Source organism: Oliverpabstia sp., from assembly GCF_022785585.1.
GTDB classification, from domain to species: Bacteria; Bacillota; Clostridia; order Lachnospirales; family Lachnospiraceae; genus Oliverpabstia; species Oliverpabstia intestinalis.
This window is the reverse complement of the sequence record NZ_JALFPR010000078.1, coordinates 1-21,801: the sequence shown is the minus strand read 5'-3', so window position 1 is coordinate 21,801 and position 21,801 is coordinate 1. Positions and strand designations below refer to the sequence as shown.

At 44.0% G+C, this 21,801-nt stretch carries 19 protein-coding genes, 1 pseudogene and 1 riboswitch; of the genes and pseudogenes, 18 read left to right on the top strand and 2 right to left on the bottom strand.

Annotated elements, in window-relative coordinates:
* Positions 1 to 68: 68 nt before the first annotated feature.
* The 5 genes from MSA64_RS04975 (at position 69) to MSA64_RS04955 (ending at position 2,789) form a co-directional block, all read left to right on the top strand.
* Complete coding sequence (locus MSA64_RS04975; protein ID WP_330639054.1) at positions 69 to 308, top strand: acyltransferase; 240 nt, start codon at positions 69 to 71, stop codon at positions 306 to 308.
* Complete coding sequence (locus tag MSA64_RS04970) at positions 309 to 431, top strand: hypothetical protein (protein WP_330639053.1); 123 nt, start codon at positions 309 to 311, stop codon at positions 429 to 431.
* Positions 432 to 496: 65 nt separating this feature from the next.
* On the top strand, positions 497 to 973 hold the full coding sequence (locus MSA64_RS04965; protein WP_287890837.1) for a flavodoxin: 477 nt from the start codon (positions 497 to 499) through the stop codon (positions 971 to 973).
* Between the two features lie 16 nt (positions 974 to 989).
* Positions 990 to 2,000 carry an aldo/keto reductase gene (locus tag MSA64_RS04960; RefSeq protein ID WP_287890835.1) on the top strand — a complete coding sequence of 337 codons (1,011 nt, stop codon included), beginning with the start codon at positions 990 to 992 and terminating at the stop codon, positions 1,998 to 2,000.
* Between the two features lie 18 nt (positions 2,001 to 2,018).
* Positions 2,019 to 2,789, top strand: a complete 771-nt coding sequence (locus tag MSA64_RS04955; protein WP_117524119.1) for a carboxymuconolactone decarboxylase family protein — start codon at positions 2,019 to 2,021, stop codon at positions 2,787 to 2,789.
* A gap of 215 nt (positions 2,790 to 3,004) precedes the next feature.
* On the opposite strand, the pseudogene MSA64_RS04950 reads toward MSA64_RS04955, so the two are convergent.
* A pseudogene (locus tag MSA64_RS04950) lies at positions 3,005 to 3,169 on the bottom strand (AlbA family DNA-binding domain-containing protein); the annotation flags it as partial.
* A 115-nt stretch (positions 3,170 to 3,284) separates the two neighbouring features.
* Between MSA64_RS04950 and MSA64_RS04945 the strand changes: the two are divergent.
* The 9 genes from MSA64_RS04945 (at position 3,285) to MSA64_RS04905 (ending at position 15,826) form a co-directional block, all read left to right on the top strand.
* Entirely contained in the window at positions 3,285 to 4,301 is a 1,017-nt protein-coding gene (locus tag MSA64_RS04945) for an O-acetyl-ADP-ribose deacetylase (protein ID WP_154432200.1), read from the top strand.
* Positions 4,302 to 4,689: 388 nt separating this feature from the next.
* Positions 4,690 to 5,145, top strand: a complete 456-nt coding sequence (locus MSA64_RS04940) for a hypothetical protein (protein WP_334302747.1) — start codon at positions 4,690 to 4,692, stop codon at positions 5,143 to 5,145.
* Between the two features lie 608 nt (positions 5,146 to 5,753).
* Positions 5,754 to 6,323 carry a hypothetical protein gene (locus MSA64_RS04935; protein ID WP_117524155.1) on the top strand — a complete coding sequence of 190 codons (570 nt, stop codon included), beginning with the start codon at positions 5,754 to 5,756 and terminating at the stop codon, positions 6,321 to 6,323.
* Positions 6,324 to 6,344: 21 nt separating this feature from the next.
* On the top strand, positions 6,345 to 7,967 hold the full coding sequence (locus MSA64_RS04930; RefSeq protein WP_154432203.1) for a GH3 family domain-containing protein: 1,623 nt from the start codon (positions 6,345 to 6,347) through the stop codon (positions 7,965 to 7,967).
* A 55-nt stretch (positions 7,968 to 8,022) separates the two neighbouring features.
* Positions 8,023 to 10,542 carry an HD domain-containing phosphohydrolase gene (locus MSA64_RS04925; protein ID WP_154432204.1) on the top strand — a complete coding sequence of 840 codons (2,520 nt, stop codon included), beginning with the start codon at positions 8,023 to 8,025 and terminating at the stop codon, positions 10,540 to 10,542.
* Between the two features lie 75 nt (positions 10,543 to 10,617).
* Positions 10,618 to 11,475 (top strand): hypothetical protein, encoded by an 858-nt coding sequence (locus MSA64_RS04920; RefSeq protein ID WP_154432205.1) that lies wholly within the window; start codon positions 10,618 to 10,620, stop codon positions 11,473 to 11,475.
* Between the two features lie 380 nt (positions 11,476 to 11,855).
* A complete protein-coding gene (locus MSA64_RS04915; protein WP_235904484.1) occupies positions 11,856 to 12,860 on the top strand; it encodes a GGDEF domain-containing protein in 1,005 nt (334 codons plus the stop codon).
* A gap of 85 nt (positions 12,861 to 12,945) precedes the next feature.
* Positions 12,946 to 13,032, top strand: a riboswitch (NiCo riboswitch).
* A gap of 78 nt (positions 13,033 to 13,110) precedes the next feature.
* Complete coding sequence (locus MSA64_RS04910) at positions 13,111 to 14,253, top strand: cation diffusion facilitator family transporter (protein ID WP_154432207.1); 1,143 nt, start codon at positions 13,111 to 13,113, stop codon at positions 14,251 to 14,253.
* 193 nt (positions 14,254 to 14,446) lie between these two features.
* On the top strand, positions 14,447 to 15,826 hold the full coding sequence (locus MSA64_RS04905) for an MATE family efflux transporter (RefSeq protein WP_154432208.1): 1,380 nt from the start codon (positions 14,447 to 14,449) through the stop codon (positions 15,824 to 15,826).
* A gap of 1 nt (position 15,827) precedes the next feature.
* On the opposite strand, the gene MSA64_RS04900 is transcribed toward MSA64_RS04905, so the two are convergent.
* Positions 15,828 to 16,670: an AraC family transcriptional regulator gene (locus tag MSA64_RS04900; protein WP_287890828.1), complete on the bottom strand. Its 843-nt coding sequence runs from the start codon at positions 16,668 to 16,670 to the stop codon at positions 15,828 to 15,830.
* A 174-nt stretch (positions 16,671 to 16,844) separates the two neighbouring features.
* Here MSA64_RS04900 and MSA64_RS04895 point away from each other — a divergent pair, with 174 nt between their 5' ends.
* The 4 genes from MSA64_RS04895 to MSA64_RS04880 all read left to right on the top strand — a co-directional run.
* Positions 16,845 to 17,177 (top strand): diaminopimelate epimerase, encoded by a 333-nt coding sequence (locus MSA64_RS04895; protein WP_022170830.1) that lies wholly within the window; start codon positions 16,845 to 16,847, stop codon positions 17,175 to 17,177.
* Positions 17,178 to 17,363: 186 nt separating this feature from the next.
* A complete protein-coding gene (locus tag MSA64_RS04890; protein WP_287890826.1) occupies positions 17,364 to 20,120 on the top strand; it encodes a translation factor GTPase family protein in 2,757 nt (918 codons plus the stop codon).
* Entirely contained in the window at positions 20,117 to 21,100 is a 984-nt protein-coding gene (locus MSA64_RS04885; RefSeq protein WP_287890824.1) for a tRNA dihydrouridine synthase, read from the top strand. Before MSA64_RS04890 ends, MSA64_RS04885 begins: the two co-directional genes overlap by 4 nt.
* Before the next feature lie 60 nt (positions 21,101 to 21,160).
* Positions 21,161 to 21,801, top strand: a 641-nt coding sequence (locus MSA64_RS04880) for an MATE family efflux transporter (protein WP_287890822.1), incomplete at its 3' end; no start/stop codon positions are given.

Sequence of the window (21,801 nt, the reverse complement as noted above, 5' to 3'; positions counted from 1 at the left end):
TTCTATCATGAAATCCTTGAGAATAAGATGTCAACTTTTTTTATACCACACCAATTGGACATAATGTGGTGATTGCTACGCTAGACCACAGTCTTAATCCAAAGCATCGGGGCAATCTGATTCCTGCACCAATCCATATAGGAAAAAATGTCTGGATAGGTGCCAATGCAACCATTTGTAAAGGTGTCACGATCGGAGATGGTGCAGTGATTGCTGCGGGTGCTGTCGTAACCAAGGATGTACCGGCATGTACCGTCTATGGGGGTGTACCTGCAAGATTTATCAAAAATATTCAGGAGAATGTGTAAATGAAGATGAAAACAGAGGAACTGATGATCATTCCGGATGCTGTTCAAACGGATTTATACGATAATGCGAATGTGATTCCTTTTGAGAAGATTGCAGCGTTTTTTGAAGAATATTTGAAATAAGGAGCAGCTTGAACTGGATTATATGCTGCATCAAATAGAAAAAGTAAATGGAGGTAATGAGTAAAATGGAAAAAGTATTAGTTGCTTATTTTAGTGCCAGCGGAACAACCGCTCAGAAGGCAAAAGAAATTGCAAAGGCAGTCGGAAGTGATCTTTATGAAATCAGACCGGAAGTACCTTACACAAGCGATGATTTGGAATGGATGAATAAGAATTCCCGCAGTTCCGTGGAGATGAATGATAAGGCTTTTCGTCCGGCATTGGCAAATAAGGATGCGCATATTGAGGATTACGATGTGATCCTGTTAGGCTTCCCGATCTGGTGGTATGTTGCGCCAACCATCATCAACAGTTTTCTGGAAAGTTATGATTTTACCGGAAAGAAAATTGTACTGTTTGCTACATCTGGCGGTAGTGGGTTTGGAAAAACAGTGGATGGATTGAAAGCGTCTGTTTCGTCAGGGGTTGAAATCAAAGAGGGCTATCTTGTTAGGAGTAGCAGTGATGTTGATAAGATGAAGAAACTGCTTGAAAGTCTTTAATTCGGGAGGTGTCTTTATGAAGTATGCAAAACTTGGAAAGTCGGATTTAAATGTATCCCGCATCTGCATGGGATGCATGGGTTTTGGAAATGCGTCTATCGGACAGCACAGCTGGACATTAGATGAGGCGCAGACAAGAGAAATCATTAAGCATGGACTTGACCTTGGTATCAATTTTTATGATACGGCAATCGCATATCAGAATGGTACAAGCGAGCAGTATGTCGGAAAAGCACTTCGTGATTTTGCAAAGCGTGATGATTATGTGATTGCAACGAAATTCACACCGAGAACGCAGGAAGAAATTGACGGCGGCATGAGCGGACAGAAACATATAGAAAATTACCTGAATCAGAGTCTTAGCAATCTCGGTATGGACTATGTGGATCTTTATATCTATCATATGTGGGATTATCATACCCCTATGGAGGAAATCATGGATGGACTTAATAGGGCTGTGAAGGCTGGCAAAGCCAGATATATCGGTATATCCAACTGCTTTGCATGGCAACTTGCCAAGGCAAATTACTATGCAAGAGAAAACGGAATGACAGAGTTTATTTCGATTCAGGGGCATTATAATCTGATTGCAAGAGAAGAAGAACGGGAAATGGCACCGTTCTGCTATTCGGAAAATATTGCAATGACGCCATACAGTTCACTTGCAGGCGGCAGACTCTCAAAGCGTCCGGGTGAGACATCAAAGCGTCTGGAAGAAGACGCATATGCAAAATTTAAGTATGATGCCACAGCAGAAGCGGATGCACGAATCATTGCCAGAGTAGCGGAGCTTGCGGATAAGAGGAATGTTTCCATGACGGAAATTTCGTTGGCGTGGCTATTGACAAAGGTTACTTCTCCAGTGGTGGGAGCAACAAAATTTTCTCATGCAGACGGGGCGGCAAAAGCTGTAGATTTGGAATTGACAGCGGATGAAATTTCCTATCTGGAGGAGATGTATGTTCCACATGCGCTGGTTGGTGTCATGGCGCAGAATGGGAAACAAAAAGCAGGAAATGTAGTGTAGAAGAGGAGATTTTTGATTATGGGAAAAATAGTACAGACAGCAGGCAGGGATGCACTTTCCGGATTTGCACCAGAATTTGCACATTTTAATGATGATGTGCTCTTTGGCGAGAATTGGAATAATGAGGATATTGATTTAAAGACGAGGAGCATCATTACAGTGGTTGCACTGATGTCTTCGGGTGTGACGGATTCCTCACTCAAATATCATCTGGAAAATGCAAAAAATCACGGAGTGACAAGAAAAGAGATCGCTGCGGTAATCACCCATGTGGCATTTTATGCAGGATGGCCAAAGGGCTGGGCTGTGTTTCATATGGCAAAGGAAGTATGGACGGACGAATTATCTGCAAAGGGAACTTCGGCTGAGGATGCGAGGTCCGCCCATGCTGCGCAAATGATATTTCCAATTGGTGAGCCAAACGATGCTTTTGCTCAGTATTTTGTCGGACAAAGCTATCTTGCACCAGTTTCAATCGATCAGGTGGGAATCTATAATGTAACATTTGAGCCGGGCTGCCGTAACAATTGGCATATCCATCATGCGGACAATGGCGGCGGACAGATTTTAGTCTGTGTAGCCGGACGGGGATATTATCAGGAATGGGGCAAGGATGCAACTCTCATGAAGCCGGGTGACTGCATCAATATTCCTGCCGGTGTAAAGCACTGGCATGGAGCAGCACCGGATTCATGGTTTAGCCATCTTGCCATTGAGGTTCCCGGCGAGAATGGCAGCAATGAATGGCTGGAAGCTTTAGATGATGAGCAATATGGAAAACTGAAATAGGATAAAGGAATGTTCAATGTTGATGATAACCTTAAAGTAGTTGTTCATCCAGAAGTGGAGAGTGATTATCTAAAACAGTATAATAATAAATCTTTGTATATTCCTGAAAATGCTTTTTTCAGACCAGATATAAATAATTTGCGATATCATCAAACACACATATTTGGATTATACTCCACATATATATGAACGACATGTGTTTGATGTTAAAATGATGAATCTTTTTGAACATCGGACAAGCCGATAGTTTTCCGGTCATCAGAGATTCCGAAAAACAGAGTTCCGCCGATTCCATTGGAAAAGGAACTGACACTTTTTAACCAGCTGTTGGGTTTCCTTATATTATACCCATAAGGAGCGTTTATTTCAACGATAGGCACAAAGAGTTAGTCTTGATAGCAGGGGCTTATCGGTATTAACTTGAATTTTGCATCTTAACACAAAAGAAGCTATACTACAGATAGAAAGTTAAATTGACGAATGGGGGTATGTTTCATGCCATTGCAGATTATCAGAAACGATATTACAAAAATGAGCGTTGATGCAATCGTCAATGCTGCCAACACTTCTCTTTTGGGCGGCGGCGGTGTGGACGGCTGCATTCATCGTGCCGCCGGACCGGAGCTGCTTGCAGAGTGCAGTACGCTGCATGGCTGCGAGACCGGAAGTGCTAAAATTACAAAGGGGTACCGTTTACCCTGCAAATATGTGATCCATGCAGTCGGCCCGCGCTGGCGGGATGGCAAGCATCGGGAGCAGGAGCTTCTGGAATCCTGCTATCGGACATCTTTGAACCTGGCGAAAGAAAATGGCTGTCAGTCGGTGGCCTTTCCGCTGATTTCCTCCGGTATTTACGGCTATCCAAAAGAGCAGGCTCTGAAGGTTGCAGTCGATACCATCAGTACGTTCCTGCTGGAAAATGAGATAATGGTCTACATCGTTGTCTTTGACCGAAAAGCATATCAGATTAGCGGAAAATTGTTTGCCGATATCGCGGCGTACATAGATGACCGGTATGTGGATGAACATACGGACAGCCGGTCAGAACAGAGACGGCGGCTCGAAGTATTGTCAGAGGAATCCTGTTTTGAAGCTGCACCTGCCCCGCTGCCGCCCGAAGCAATCTGTAAATCTTGCAGCAGTCAATCTCTGGAAGAGGCACTGGGACAGATGGATGAGAGCTTTTCGGAAATGCTGCTGCGGAAGATTGATGAAAGCGGCATGACGGATGCCCAGTGTTACAAGAAGGCAAACATTGACCGGAAACTCTTCTCTAAGATCCGTTCGGATAAATTCTATAAGCCATCCAAACCTACGGTGCTGGCATTTGCTCTGGCTTTGGAGTTGCCGCTTGCCCAGATGCAGGAGATGCTCGGCAAGGCAGGGTTTACCCTTTCCCGTTCGAGCAAATTCGATATCATTGTAGAATATTTTGTCGAACGGGGAAACTACAATGTGTATGAAATCAACGAAGCACTGTTTGCTTTTGACCAGAGCCTGATCGGAGCATAAGGACAAAGAAATGTCGCTTTCCATGCGACCACTCCACGAAAGAAAATCGCTATACTATGGCTGTAAGATACGAAACCGAGCAGCCATATGCGCGTGTAATGAGCCAAAGTTCGAGCTTGCTCGAAACCTTGGCGAATACCGCGACAGCGAGCCCGCAAGGGCGAGATTTTGGGAGGACAAGCATATGAGAAAGAATTTAACAGAGATCGTTTTTATCTTAGATCGCAGCGGTTCCATGAGCGGACTGGAACGGGATACCATCGGCGGATTCAATTCCATGATTGAGCAGCAGAAAAAAGCATAGGGCGAAGCACTGATCTCAACGGTGCTGTTTGACAATGTGAGCGAAGTCCTGCATGACCGCGTAAATGTAAAGGATATCCAACCGATGACTGACCGGGATTACACGGTTCGTGGATGCACAGCACTCTTAGATGCCATCGGTGGTGCGATTCATCACATTGGAAATGTTCATAAGTACGCAAGACAGGAGGATGTGCCGGAACACACCATGTTTGTAATCACTACGGACGGAATGGAAAATGCCAGCCACCGGTACAACAGCGAAAAAGTGAAGCAGATGATCGAGTGGCAGAAAGCAAAATACGGTTGGGAGTTTTTGTTCCTTGGTGCTAATATTGACGCAGTAGAGACCGCAAGCCAGTTCGGAATCGGTGCAGATCGTGCAGCCAACTATCAGTGCGACAGCGAAGGAACCGCGTTGAATTATGAGGTAGTCAGTGAAACAATCAGCTCTGTACGGTGCAGTGCCCCGCTGAGCGCAGACTGGAAAAAGCGTATAGACGAGGACTACAAAAAGCGTGGAGGCCGCAAGCACAAGTAAATGTTTTTTGAAGCCGGGGTGATGATTCACCCCGGCTTTTCCTTTGGCGGGAACTGCCGTTAAAGCATCCGGAACGGATGCGCAGCCCGATGCTGCAGGCAGCGTTCTATGGGGATTGGGGAGTTTCCCCAACAAGCAGAAAATCGCTTTCGTGGCTCTAATATTCGTCTTTGAATGGTTGCCGGTCATGAAAGCAGCAAGATCACCATGGATATTTATGTCAAGGTGAAATACAACCGCCCAGAGTGGCTCTCAGGAGAGGCAAGAAGCCGGTGAACAGTTGTGAAGGGTGAAAGTATTTTACAAAATTACTCAGTTAAACAATATATCTTTACCTGGTAAAATATATGGGAAGATTACAAGTTGATATATTTACATATAAAATAGTAAATACAGACAAATAACATTAATCAAATGGTAACAACTGCAAACCAACCACGAAAACAGTAATGCAATTATGCATTATGCATAACACTTATATGGAAAATAAAATCTCCTTTGTACAGCAAAACCAAATTATCCTTGCTATTTATAGTGACTTTTATTATAATTAAAAGTGCGTGATTATGCGTCTGTATAGTATTGTGTACAAAATTCGGAGAATAGAAATGCAGCAGATTATTTTAGGGAGTGCAGGGTTTCTTCTGTACTTTATTTACGATATAAACAGTGTTAGAAAACAGAACAGGTTGTTACAAAAATTTTTCGCAGCGGGCACTATTCTGGTTGTTTTGTCACTGTTCATGGAACTTTGGTTTGCATGGGGACAGTGCAGTCACAGGATCGGAAGAATGATTGGATTCGGAATTGGAGCAATGTGCTTTTTGGCACTTCTTATATACACCTTGTTTTTCGCTCTTCCTTTTGAGCAAACCTATTGTGAAGAAAACAGATTACGGGCTGCATACACAGAAGGGGTGTATGGATTGTGTCGGCATCCCGGCGTTTTGTGGTTTGCAGGTGCATATCTTTGTATGTGGGGAATGTTTGGCGGATGGAAACAGGGAATCTATTTTTTACTTATGATTTTTTGGAATTATCTGTATATCATTTTTCAGGATCTGTGGACTTTTCCGCAGACGTTTTTTAATTATAGAGAATATCAGAAAAACACTCCCTTTTTAATACCAAATAAAGAAAGCATACAGGCATGTTTCTATAGTGTCAGAAAACAATGATCGATCTGGAGCGGACAGACTATGAATTTAGAAGAAAAATTAAAGAAACAACAGTATAAAGAAATCTGGCAGCAGTACTGTGGATTCCTTGATTTGTCCATGGATGGATATATGAAGATTCAACGGCGATTGATGGAGGAGCAGATCCGGTTATGGAGTAACTGTGGTCTGGGACAGTCCATTTTGAAGGGAAAGCATCCGACGAATCTGGATGAATTTCGGAAAATGGTGCCATTGACAACCTATGAAGATTATGCAGATGTATTGCTTACCAAGCAGCCGGATATGCTTCCGGGCAATCCGGTTATCTGGATCCAGACGACCTGGGAGGGTGGTAAGCATCCTATTAAGGTGGCACCCTATACCAGAAGCATGCTGGATACCTATCGCAACAACGTGACAGCATGTCTGATTCTTTCTACCAGTAAAGAAAAGGGCTCTTTTGATGTGGCAGCTACAGACAAATTTTTGTATGCCCTGGCACCGTTGCCTTTTGCAACCGGACTTTTTCCGCTGGCATTGGGTGAGGAGATCGGGATTGAATTTTTACCGGCAGTTGATGAAGCTGTAAATATGAGCTTCAGCGAAAGAAATAAACTGGGATTTAAGATGGCTATGCAAAAGGATCTTGGATTTTTCTTTGGTCTTGGAAGTGTGGCTTACGCAGTGAGTCTGAGCCTTTCTTCTCTGACCAGTGGCGGAGGTGGCGGTATCAAACTGTCAAGTCTTATGAAATGCAAGCCTCATATGATCTTACGTATGATTCAGGCAAAGCACCGGTGTAAGAAAGAAAACAGACCATTTCTTCCAAAGGATTTGTTTCATCTGAAAGGATTTATGGTGGCAGGTACGGATAACCTGTGCTATAAAGATGATCTGGAAGAACTTTGGGGCATTCGTCCCATGGAATTGTTCGCCGGTACGGAGCCTTCTATTATGGGTACAGAGACATGGACAAGAAAGGGAATGTATTTCTTCCCGGATACTGCGTTCTATGAGTTTATTACAGAGAAAGATATGATGAGAAATTATGACGATCCGTCATATATTCCGCCTACCTATCTGATGGATGAGGTGAGACCCGGTGAAAAGTATGAGCTGGTATTTACGATTCTGAAAGGCGGTGCGTTTGCCCGTTATCGTTGTGGAGATACGTATCGCTGTGTGGGATTGGAAAATCGGGAAGATGAGACCAGGATCCCCCGTTTTGAATATGTGGACCGGGTACCCTGGATCATTGATATTGCAGGTTTCACCAGAATTTCGGAAAATGGAATTCGAAGTGTGATCAGCCTTTCCAAACTTCCGATCACCAACTGGGTGGCAGCGAAGGAATACAATGAGCAGAACCGACCGTATCTTCACATGTATGTGGAACTGGAGCAGGAGGCACTTCTTAGCAATGCCATGAGTGCCAATATTTTAAAGGATTTACTGAGTACATATTTCAAATATATTGATCAGGATTATCGGGATCTGAAGAAAATTCTGGGTATGGATCCGTTACAGGTTACAATTTTCACCTGCGGAACCTTTGAAGCTTATGAGAAAAAGACAGGCAAAAAGATACATCAGATGAATCCTTCTCATTATGATATGAAGGAATTACTGGATGTACAGGAATATCTAAATAAAGTAAGATAACTGTGCAGGCATGGAACAGTTATGAGTGAAACAAAGAATGGGATAAGGGAAATTTATGGGAACCTACGGATATATATCAATTATAGCCATGCTGTGCTATGGCTTTCTGCTGTTGATGTTTTTAACAGCAAAGAAAAATAAAATCATAAACAGTTTTCTGGTGGTATTGCTGGGATTGCTTTTCTGGACAGGAGGCTCTGCCTTCATGCGAGCACAGTTCTGGCCGGGATGTGAATTCTGGTATCAGGTTTCCCTGTTGGGAATTTTATTACTGCCATATGCGTATTATCGTTTTATTCTTGCCTTTGGCGGAGTCAGGAACGGATCCGTCGGTAGAATATACCTGGTGACCATGCTGATCTGCTTTTGGGTGAATGCCCAATTTGGAGTTTTTCTGGAATCTCCTAAGATGATAGAAAAAAGAGGGGGACAAACCTTTGTATATGAGATCAACCCTTCTATTATTGTATTTTTCATTCCGGCAGGACTTTTTCTGATCCACCTTTTTGTAATTCTTGTACGGATCTGTAAAGAAAACCCTACCATGAAAGTTCAGTATGAGCCGGTGATGATGGGGGTACTTGCACTGTTTTTTGGCAATGCATTTCTTGGAATTCCATTTTTCAGCGGTTTTCCGATTGATATTTTAAGTGGTGTGGTAAATGTATTTTTACTGTTTTATGCACTGATTCGAAGACGATTGTTCCGCCTCCAGATGCTGGCATCTCCCAGTTTGTGCTATGGCGTAGGATTCCTGTTTTCTGTTCTTGTATTTTTAAATATCATGCCGTTTCTGCAAAAGATTCTCCATATGCAGCCGGATAATAATATCACCATGTACACCCTTGTATTTGCCATTGCTTTTCTGATTACCTATGCAATCTTTACTTATCTGTGGAAGCTTTTGATCCGCAGTGTATTTGTAAGGGAAGAGAACCATCAGGCGGAGAAGTTAAGGAAATTTAATTCAGCGATTTCAAAAACCCTGGATCTTCAGGAAATTCTGGATCGAACCATCCGGGTGATGAAAGAACTGATGGATGTGGGTAATATCTATATATGTATGCAGAAAGCGCCCGGAGAGGCTTACTGTGGAGTTGCAAGTGACCAGCCTCTTAACGATCTGGCATTTTCTCTGGAAGAAGAAAATCCGATGATACAATGGTTGAAAGATCATGAAGAGCCGCTGGTTTACAGGGATTTTCGATATTCTGTAGAGTATAAGTCCATGTGGGAGGAAGAAAAACATCATCTGGATAAGAAGCACACGCGCTATTGTGCCGGATTAAAAGACGGTGATACTTTGGCGGGGGTGATATTGATTACAGCAGATTCAGGGAAAAAGAGATTGGTCTATGATGAAGTGGAACTGATCTCAAACATCACATCGGTGGCTTCTATTGCGATTAAGAATGCAAGAATGTATGAAAAAGCCTGCATTGAGGCAAGAACGGATGAGATGACCGGCTTGTTGAACCGGAAATATTTCCATGAAGTGCTTCATGAAGAATTCGAAAAGAATAAAGATGGATCGTTGGCACTTGCACTTATCAATGTAGATGATTTTAAGTTATATAATCAGCTGTATGGTCTGAAAGAAGGTGATCTGTGTCTCCAGCATATTGCAAAAATCATCCAGAGCAGTGTGGGAGAAAACGGATATGCTGCCCGTTACGGTGGAAAAGAATATGCTGTTTTGTTGCCGGGATATGATCTTTTCTCTGCCAGAAATCTGGTGGAATCCATTGAAAAGCAGATTTCTGTTATGAATAACTGCAGGACGGACATGAAGCTGAAAGCAATTACGGTCAGTGTGGGAATCAGCGCGGCACCTTATGCGGCAAAAAATGTGAAGGAACTGATGGAGAATGTGGATCTTGCAGTTTACCATGTGAAACACAGTGGAAAGAACGGGATCCAGGTCTTTGATACCATGTTCCGCAATGCCAACAAGAATATAGTGTCAACAAACCGGGCACATATTTACCAGGAATATGAATCAACCATCTATGCTCTGACAGCAGCAATCGATGCAAAGGATCATTATACATTCAGCCATTCCACAAATGTGGCCTATTATGCAACAGCGCTTGCAACAGCACTTGGCATGAATGAAGATATGGTGGAGATCATTCGCCAGGCAGCCCTTTTACACGATGTTGGTAAGATTGGTATCCCGGAGTATGTATTAAATAAGGCCGACAAACTGACAGACGATGAGTATGAAACGATCAAGGGACATGTGGAATCATCTATCGATATTATCCGTCATCTGCCTTCTCTGGATTATGTTATTCCGGCTGTTATCGGTCATCATGAACGGTATGATGGCAAAGGATATCCACGACGGATCGCAGGAGAGGATATACCTCTGACAGCACGGATCCTGTGTGTGGCAGATTCCTTTGATGCCATGACATCCAAACGTTGTTATAAAAAGGCCTTTCCGTTGAATGTAGCAAGGGAGAAGCTTCTTCAGGACGCCGGAAAGCAATTCGACCCGGATCTGGTCTACAAATTTGTGGAATGCCTGGATAATGGGACGATTACGTTAGTGAAAGCTGAAGAGAGTTAGAAAATATCAAGTAGATGCATAAGGACAGAGAAATCTTATGCATCTATTTTTTTGCTTTTGGTATACTATTTTGCTTTGAAAAATGAAATTTCTTATTCGGATGCAAGAAAAATCATAGAACGGCTTCCGGAAACAAAAAATATCCCACTTGGTGAGATAGAGGATGTTATTTATACTCAGCGGATCCGTAACGAAGTGGAATCCTTTACGAAGACAGAGGAACTTCTAGATTATATCAACCGACATATTGCTCAGTTTGGCTACAACAACGCCTCCGGTTCTGTAAGAATTCAGGAACTGTGGAAGGAACTGGCAGAAGAAAACGGGCTCTGTGAAAAAGAGAGAAGAATTCTCTATGGAATAGATCAGTACCTGACCGAAGAAGAGAAGATAGAAGCAGAACGAAGGGTTGGTGACGGAAAAAAAGAGCGAAGAGCAGATGCCAGCTCTACATTTGGAATCCTTCTGCAGATTCTCGGTTTATCGGACACCTATACGTCCAGATGGGGAAAAGATCGTTCTTTAAAACCTTTTTTAGCAGGGAATGAAGGGATCCATCCGATTGCGGAGAGCGTATTTCCCGATCGGGACGGAATCGAGAAGGTGCCGAACGGAAAAAAGGTATCCTTTGAACGGGTACGTAAAATCCTGATCCTTCTGCTGTTTTACAGATTCCGGATAGAAATCGCACTGGAAAACGCAGAAAATGGAGAGAAATTCCCATACGAAGATATCGGAGATAATAAGGAACGCTTTTTGTGCTATATGAATGACGAATTGTCTGATGTAGGACTTCCGATTTTATATGAAGGAAATCCATATGACTGGATCTTTCTGTTTGCTGCTTCTGCCAGAACAGAGGATGATGTGCAAAGCCCTTTGGATAATCTTCGGGGATATATGAAGCAGCTGATCAGTTTGAAGCAGCTGTAAACTTCCGGCAGCTATTCATTAGCCAACAGTTGTAACTTTTGCAAATCCAGAAAGGATATTCCGGTCTGCTATAGTATGTATATCAACAACCCTCGCAGGGTGGGGAAAAAACTATACAGGTGGAGGAATAAAAACATGAAGAAGAAAAATATATCTTTTTCATGTATAGTTTGTTAGAATATAGTATGAGATTTATGAATTCGATAGAATCTTTTGCTGTCGCTAAACAGAGTAAATACTCGTGAAAAAGAATGGAAAGTTTTGTAATGGATGGATATTTTTATGTATTGACTACAATTGATCTTTTTGTTTTATGCTTTATGTGCATACTTACACATCTGAGTGAATCGCTTAGCAAAAAACAAAAGCGAGGTTTTTTTATGGCCTATCTTATGATCGCAGGAATTTCAGTGCTGGAGGTCATAACAGTGGTTGTGGATGGCTTACCGTCCGGATACCGATGGCTGAATATTGTGTCTAATTATCTGGGGTTTGGCCTGTCGCCGGCGGTGTCTGTCTGTCTTGTATATGTATTGGACAGAAAGACAGCTCTCCGACGCAAGATCAGAATTGCAGTGTGTTGTGAGATCGCATATCTTATGTTTCTGCTGGTCTCTGTTCCATATGGAATGGTATTCTCCGTGAGTGTGGATAATATGTATTCACGTGGTCCGCATTTTTACATATATGTCATCATGTATTTTGGGGCAATTTTGTATCTTTCGATATCTACGATCATCACAGCCAGAGAATTTCAGAATCGCAGCAGGATGCTGATCTATCCATTGATTCTTTTTGTGATGGTTGAAACAGTCATTCAGGTTGCACTGCCTGAACTTCATGTTACATGGCTATGTGTTACGTTGCTTTCTGTATTATATTTTATCTATTGTAATGAGATGTGGAATCAGTTGGATGCACTCACAGGACTTTTGAATCAGAACAGCTATTTGAACCAGACCCAAAAGATAAAATACAACAGTGGAGTGCTGGTAGTGTTTGATGTGGATGATTTCAAACAGGTCAATGACTGCCATGGTCACGTGAAAGGTGATCTTTGCCTTGCGGGTATTGCGGAATGTATCAAAAAAGCATATGCAGACTTTGGATATTGTTATCGTATAGGTGGTGACGAGTTTTGTGTATTATTGAAGAACAGAGCGAAAGAAGAAGAATGCAGACAGGAATTTTTGCGGCGGTGGGTAGAGAAAAGAAGAAAGTTCACATTTTTACCAACCGTTTCTTACGGATCAGCTCCATTTTCAGGTGAAGATATTGCAGTTGTCAAAGACAGAGCCGATCAGGATATGTATCAATATAAAAAAGGACGAAAGAAACATGGCAGTTCAGGTGTGCTGAGTGAGCAACAAAAATATCAAAACTAACAAAAGTTCGGATGCAAAGTCCCTTGCCAATCACCAATACATGTGTTAATATACTTGAAACACAATTTGCACTGCATATCAATCTACAGTACAAACTGAGCAGGCGATGGAGATCCATGGGGCCGGGCCCGACAAGGGCAGCAGATGAGAACGTGACATCTGTGGGACAGTAGTTTACTTATATTGTCCCATGGGTGTTTTTTTATTGTAAAGAAGAGTGATGATGAAGCCAAAAACGGAGGTAAAACTTATGAAACAAAAAGATTTACAGGATTCTGCAAAACGTGCGGCTCTTGGAAAGCTGTCCGGCCTGGTAGGGATTGTATGCAATGTCGGTCTGGCGGGAAGTAAGCTGGCAGTCGGAAAACTTTCGGGTTCCATGTCGATTACAGCAGACGGCTTAAACAACCTGTCCGATGCGGCAAGTTCCATCGTGACGCTGACCGGATTCAAACTGGCAGAGAAACCGGCAGATAAAGAACACCCTTACGGACATGCAAGGTTCGAGTATCTGGCAAGCCTTACGGTGTCGGTGATGATCTTGTTTATCGGATTCGAGCTGGCAAAAAGTTCGGTGGAGAAGGTGCTTCATCCGGTGGCAGTAGAATTTTCTCTTCTGTCCATGATTGTCCTGATTGCATCGATTCTGGTAAAAGCAGGGATGATGATCTTTAATACCAGGATGGGAAAAAGAATTGATTCCACGACGCTGATAGCTACCGCAGCAGACAGCAGAAATGATGTGCTGACGACAACGGCGGTTCTGATCGCTGCTCTGATCGAGCATGCAACCGGATGGAAGGTAGATGGTATCATGGGAATTCTGGTGTCTGTCTTTATTCTCTGGAGCGGCATCGGACTGGCGAGAGATACGATTTCCCCACTTCTCGGAGAAGGAGTAAAATCTGATTTTCGGAAAGAACTGACAGAAGAAATTATGACCTATCCCATGGTACTTGGCTGTCACGATCTGATGGTACATGATTACGGTCCGGGAAAACGGTACGCGAGTATCCATGTGGAATTTGATAAAGATGACAATCTGATGGCGTGTCATGAAGTGGTGGATCAGATCGAACGGAAATGCCTGGAAGAATACGGAACAAATCTGGTTATTCATCTTGATCCGGTGATCACAGACGATGTGGAGATTAACCGGATGCAGAAGCTGGTGAAACAGTGGCTGGTACAGAAAGACAGCCGACTTGCGATGCACGATTTTCGGATACATTCGTGTGACGATAAGATCAAGGTGGTTTTTGATCTGATGATTCCGGATGAATTGCAGGGGAAAGAGGAAGAAATCAAAGAGTCACTGGAGAACTTTTTAAACCAGGGAGAAGGAGAAGAGTATCAGGCAGATATCACCTTTGACCCGGAGGCAGACTGGTAAAAATAAATATGGGACTGCGGAAAATCGAAAGAAAAATTATTACATTTTCCTGTGAAATGATTATAATACCTTAGAGCGTGTCTAAAAAAGGCTTTTCGTGAGCTGCGAGTTTCAGTTTGTGGAAATGATTTTTCAGACACGCTCCAGGTAACAAAAATCATAAGTAAGAGGATAAAAGAAAGGAAAACAGGAAATGGAAAAAAACGGGGGAAACAGTACCATTCGGGATATGACATCCGGGAGTCCGGTAAAACTGATCATACAGTTTATGATTCCCATGTTTCTCGGAAACATCTTTCAGCAGTTTTATAACATTGCAGATTCTATCGTAGCAGGACAGTTTCTCGGGGTGCGGGCACTGGCAGCGATCGGAAGTACCGGTTCGCTGATGTTTTTTGTCACCGGCTGGCTGAACGGACTCAGCAGTGGATTTGCGATTCTCGTAGCACAGTGGTTCGGTGCAAAAAAATACGACCGGATGCGTCACTATGTGGCAATGTCCATCTATTTGATGCTAGCATTTGCTGTAACCATGACGATAGGTTTTGAAATTGCCAACCGTCCGATCATGCATCTGATGAATTATTCAGAAGAGATTATGCCGGATGTAACTTCCTATATGGGAATCATCTATGCCGGTCTGATCGTAACGGCAGCCTATAACGCGCTGGCAGCATTCCTGCGTGCACTGGGGGATTCCAAATCACCGCTCTATTTCCTGATTATTTCAGCGGCGATCAACGTACTGTTGGATATTGTATTTATCATCTATGTGGGCATGGGAGTGGAAGGCTGTGCGTATGCAACGGTGATCGCACAGGCAATTTCAGCGATTTTATGCCTGATCTACATCGTGAAAAAATTCCCGATTCTTCATCTGAAAAAAGAAAACTTTACAGTTTCTTTTCAGGAGCTGGGAAAACTTCTGGCACTCGGTATTCCGATGGCATTGCAGTTTTCTATCACCGCGATCGGTGTCATTGTGGTGCAGGGCGCGATCAATGTATACGGGGAAAATTATATGGCAGGGTTTTCGGCAGCAGGAAAACTGCAGAATATTTTCAGTACCGTGTTTGTCGCTTTTGGTGCGACCATCGCTACCTATGTTGGACAGAACCGCGGAGCGGGGAAAATGGACAGAGTCAAACAGGGTGTGCGCTGTACGCAGCTGATGATCTTTGTATACAGCATCTTTGCCATGCTGATCCTGTATTTCCTCGGAAGACATATGGCACTTTTATTTATTGATGCATCGGAGACGCAGGTACTGGATGTGGCGGAGACATATTTCCACACAGTATTCTGGTGCTATCCGTTCCTTGGAAGCATCTTCCTATATCGAAACGCCCTGCAGGGACTGGGCTATGGTCTGGTGCCGATGGTCGGTGGAATCTTTGAACTGGTGGCAAGAACCGGAATTATCATGCTGGTAGCAGGACACACCAGTTTTGCCGGGGTATGTCTGGCAGATCCTGCTGCATGGATCTCTGCGCTGATTCCGTTAATTCCCTATTATATCTATACGATGCGGAAATGGGAAAAACAGAGTAAAGTGAAGATGACAGCAAATTAAATTATTTTCGTGCCTGCTTTGGAGATTTGTGATATTTGTTTCGATACGCCTTGTAGAAGGTTGTATAGTTGCGAAATCCGCTCTGATAGCAGGCATCGGTGACAGAAACGCCCTGTTCGATGGCATGATTTGCCAGATAGAGGCGTTTTTCTGTTATGTATTTTCCAATCGTATATCCGGTTTCGTCACGAAACAGATGCATCAGATAGGAGCGGTTCAGGAAGGCAGCATCTGCGATTTTGTCGATGGACAGGTCTTGTGTCAGATGAGCATTGATATAGTCAAGAATCTGTAAGATCTGTGGATTGGCGGTGGGAAGAATCAGAGAGATTTTCTGATTTTCCTGCTTCAACAGATAACGGTTCAACAGCAGAAGATACTCTGCGAATTTTAACTTCTGATAAAAAGAAGTACCAAAATCTTCCGAAGAAAATGTTCGGATCAGCTCCTGCAAAACCGGATATAATGAACCGGAAAAATAATCGGGAATGCGGATCAGATTTTCATGAGCTTCCAGTGCATGGGAAAAACAGCCGGAGAGGTCACATTCCCCGGAAAGGGTTGAAAAATAGTTCGGTGAGATATACGCGATCAACCGGGTATAGGTTGCACTGGGATGCACCACCGGGCAGTGGATCTCACCGGCAGGAATCAGCACCTGATCGCCCGGTTTCAGATCGTATTCCCGGCCCTCCACCCGGTAGCTTACCGTTCCGTTCAGGAAAATCAACAATTTGTGAAAGTCATGATAGTGATAGGCATATTCCCGCCCGGGCAGATCTTCAAGATAAAAAAGCCGGAACGGACTGTTCAGATATCCGCTTTTCTGATAAATATCTGGCATGATAACCTCCTTTGTGCTAGAGCCTTTTTTAGACACGCTCTAGGATGCATAAATCTGTTACTGTCAGTATACAGCACTATTTTGAATATATACAGCAGAAAAAGAAAATTTATTTAAAAAATTTCTGTTATAATAAAAGTATCAAGAGGTGAAAAACGAAAAGGAGTAAAGGATATGGCCAGACAGATTATTTTTCATAAATATCAGGGGACAGAGAACGGATTCCTGATCTATGACATCAGAAAAAATGGTGGAGAGATGAATGATGGACTGCTGCATATGATCCGGAGCCGAAACTTCGGTTTGGATCTGGATGGTATTCTGGTCGGACCATATCTGGTCGATGGCAGTCTGGAGATGAAGATGTTCGACCGCCAGGGACATGAAGTAAGTATGAAAAAAGAGAGTACAGATGTACCGATCTCTTATATGAAAGAAGCAGGTTATCTCCCGGGAGAATGTCCGCAGACGGAGCAGAGACCGGAAAAGATATACTGCTGGTGTTAAAGCCAGGCAATAGATGAGTATGGAACAGTTATGAAAAAAGAATATCGAGAGTTTCCTATATGGACGAATGGACGAAAGCCCCTTTCTGTGTTATGATAAATCGTAATAAATGCGATTACTATTCAGTAGACAGGATCTGCGAAGTTACTGAACAGTTACAAATAACGACAGAAAGGGGTATTTTCGATGGGATTTACATCAGAAAATAAACCGGAAAAACAGATTACGATGGGAATCCTGGCACATGTGGATGCGGGAAAGACCACTTTGTCCGAAGGTATTTTATATACTTGTAAAGCGATTCGGAAGCTGGGACGTGTGGATCACCAGGATGCATTTTTAGATACGAATACCTTAGAGAGAAACCGGGGAATCACGATTTTTTCAAAACAGGCAGAGTGTACCCTTGGGGAGTTCGGGATCACGCTTTTGGATACGCCTGGACATGTGGACTTTTCTGCTGAGATGGAGAGAACGCTGCAGGTTCTTGACTATGGGATCCTGGTTATCAGCGGGGCAGACGGTGTGCAGGGACATACAGAGACACTGTGGCGGTTGCTTTCCCGATATCAGATTCCGGTTTTTTTATTCATCAACAAGATGGATCAGCCGGGAACAGACCGGGAGACTTTGCTTGTGGAATTAAAAGAAAAATTGGATACAAATTGTGTGGATTTTTCCGCGGATCAGACCAGTGAAGACTGGAAGGAGCAAGTGGCCGTCTGTGATGAACAGGTGATGGAAGCCTATCTGGAAGGAGAAGAAATCAGCAGAGTGCAGATTCAGAAAATGGTCCGGGAGAGAAAACTCTTTCCATGTTATTTCGGGTCGGCACTGAAGCTGACCGGTGTGAAAGGATTCCTGGAGGATCTGAAACTTCGTATCCGGGAGTCATCGTATCCGGAAAGTTTTGGGGCAAAGATTTATAAAATTACCAGAGACAGTCAGGGAGAACGGCTTTCCCATATGAAGATCACCGGCGGAGCACTGAAGGTGAAATCGGTACTTTCGAATGGAAAACCGGGGGAGAGCGGCGAGGGCATCTGGCAGGAAAAAGTCAATCAGATCCGTATCTATTCCGGGGAAAAATATACGATGGTTTCGGAAGTAAAAGCAGGAACGGTCTGTGCGGTGACCGGGCTTACTGCGACATATCCCGGGCAGGGACTGGGAAGCGAACAGGCATCCGATATGCCAGTGCTGGAACCGGTGCTGTCTTATCGTATCGGACTTCCGGAAGAAGTTAATGTGCACCAGGCACTGCTGCAGCTTCGACAGCTGGAGGAAGAGGAACCACTGTTACATATTGTATGGAACGGAACGCTTGGAGAAATCTATGCACAGGTCATGGGAGAAGTACAGATCGAGATCTTAAAAAGTCTGATCAAAGAACGTTTCGGTATGACTGTGACTTTCGATGAGGGAAATATTGTCTATAAAGAAACGATTCTTGAACCAGTGGAAGGAATAGGTCATTTTGAACCGCTGCGTCACTATGCGGAAGTGCATCTCCTCTTAGAACCGGGCGAAACAGGAAGTGGCCTTACCTTTGCCACAGATTGCAGCGAGGATGTGCTGGACCGGAACTGGCAGCGGCTGATTCTGACCCATCTGGAAGAGCGGGAACACAAGGGGGTGTTGCTCGGAGCTCCGATCACGGATATGAAGATCACACTTCTGACCGGACGGGCACATATCAAACATACCGAGGGCGGGGATTTCCGTCAGGCGACGTATCGTGCCGTAAGACAGGGACTTCGCAAGGCGAAAAGTCAGTTACTGGAACCGTATTATGAGTTCCGGTTGGAAGTGCCTTCGGAGCAGGTAGGACGAAGCATGACCGATATCCAGAAGATGCTCGGAGAATTTGATCCGCCGAAGACAGAAGGCGAGATGACGGTGCTGACCGGATCCGCGCCGGTTGTCACGATGCGAGATTATCAGAAAGAAGTGATTTCCTACACCAGTGGCAGGGGAAGACTCTCCTGTACCTTAAAAGGATATTATCCGTGCCACAATCAGGAAGAAGTCGTGGAGGCGGTTGGATACGATCCGGAAGCTGATCTTGAGAATCCGACCGGATCGGTCTTTTGTGCACACGGTGCCGGGTTTGTGGTCAACTGGGATCAGGTGGAAGAATATATGCATGTGGAGAGCGGCTGGAATGCACCCGCCGGTCAGGAGACGAAACCGGAGAAACCGGTAACGGCGAAAAACTGGAAAGAAGAAAATGAAAAATACCTGGCGACCGAGAAAGAGCTGGAAGAAATCTTTGAGCGTACCTACGGTCCGATCCGGAAACTTGGAGAAGAACCGCCGGCCGGCAGGAGTGTAAAAGGTTGGAAAAAGAGCCGCCGGGATCCGCTGGAAGGATACGGCAAATCAACCAGTGACTATAAACAGAAAAAAACGCCGGATGGAGAAAAAGAGTATCTGCTGGTGGACGGTTATAACATCATTTTTGCCTGGGAGGATCTGAAAGAACTGGCAGCAGTCAACATCGACGGTGCCCGGGAAAAACTGATGGATATTCTGTGTAATTATCAGGGATTCAAAAAATCCACGCTGATTCTTGTATTTGATGCTTACAAAGTGAAAGGCAATCCGGGCAGCGTGGAAACATACCATAATATTCATGTGGTTTATACGAAAGAGGCGGAAACCGCCGACCAGTACATTGAAAAAACGGTGCATGAGATCGGGAGAAAATACCGTGTGACAGTTGCCACCTCCGACCAGCTGGAACAGGTCATCATTCTGGGGCAGGGTGGACAGAGAATGTCGGCACGGGAACTGCTGGAAGATGTGATCGAGGTCAGCCATCAGATTCGGGAGACTGCAAGACAAAAAAGTTCTTCAGAGAAAAATTATCTGTTTGACCATCTGGACGAAGAAACAGCAGCACGTATGGAACGGATCCGTCTGGGGGAGGAAGAGGTTTGAGATACTATATGGCTCCCCTCGAAGAGGTGACGGGATATGTTTTTCGCAATGCATATCATGCATATTTTTATCCTTTTGATAAATATTTTGCTCCGTTTGTCGCAGCAAAAGAACAAAAGGGACGACTTTTTAATTACAAAGAACGAAATGATATCCTGCCGGAGAATAACCGGGGAATAATACTGATCCCGCAGATTCTGACAAATAACAGTGAGGCTTTTATCCGCACCGCAAGGGGGATGCAGGAATATGGCTATGAGGAAATCAATCTGAACCTGGGGTGCCCTTCGAAAACGGTGGTGAACGGGGGCAGAGGTTCCGGTTTTTTACAGGACAAAGAAGGACTGCGTAAATTTCTGGATAAGATTTTTGAACAGCTGGACATGAAAATTTCCATTAAGACCAGACTGGGACGTTACGATCCTGAAGAGATTGGACCGCTGATGGAGATTTTTAACGGTTATCCGTTGGAAGAGCTGATTATTCATCCGCGGGTAAGGGAAGATTTTTATAGTGGAACACCACGGCTGGATGCATTTTCCGGGGCATACGAGGTGCGGAAAGCCCCGCTCTGTTATAACGGCGATATTTTTACGGTGGAGGATCTGAAAAGGATAGAAAGAGAATTTCCACAGATTACAGCGGTGATGATCGGAAGAGGTGTTCTTCGACATCCGGGGCTGACCGGACAGCTGCATGGAAAAGACTTACCGGAAAAATCGGTATGGGAAGCATTTGCCGGACAGCTGAGGGATGAATATGTAAGAATCTCGATCAATGAAGAGAAGGCACTATTTAAATTAAAGGAAATCTGGAGTTATCTGCGCTGGTCTTTTCCGGAAAGTAATATCTGGGACCGACAGATGAAAGTGGCAGGAGATCTGGAAACATTTCTTTATGGAATGAGAAATCTCCTGGACACATACGATCCGGAAAAAATACCGGAAAAGAGAGGAATTCCGGGGTTGCATAATAGATAGGAGAAAGCTAAAATAATACTGATTGAAAATAATGAGCAGCGAAAAGAGTGGGGAAAAAACATGGAAACAGAACCGGGAGAAAAGAAACATCTATTTACTAACAAACAACTGTGGGCATTGCTGGTGCCGGTGGTTGTGGAACAGATTCTGAATTCTCTGATGGGAACGGCAGATACGATGATGGTCAGCAACGTGGGATCGGCGGCTATCTCGGCGGTATCGCTGGTGGATTCGATCAATGTGCTGGTGATCCAGGTGTTTGCTGCGCTGGCAGCAGGAGGAACCATCATCTGTTCCCAGTACATGGGACAGAAAAATACAAAAAATGCCACCGATGCGGCAAAACAGCTGATTTTTATTATCACGGCGATTGCTGTAGTACTGACTGTAGTCTGTGTGGTATTTCAGATTCCACTGTTGCATCTGATCTTCGGAAAAGTGGAAGCGGAAGTAATGATCAATTCCGAGATATACTTCCTGTATACAGCCCTTTCGTTTCCGTTTATTGCAGTTTTTAATGCGGGATCTTCCGTATTTCGGGCACAGGAAAATACGAGACTGCCTATGACCATCTCGGTGATCTCTAATATTATGAATATTGTGGGAAATGCGATTCTGATTTTCGGTTTCCATATGGGAGTGGCCGGTGCGGCACTGTCCACACTGATTTCAAGAATTTTCTGTGCGATCGTTGTCATGTA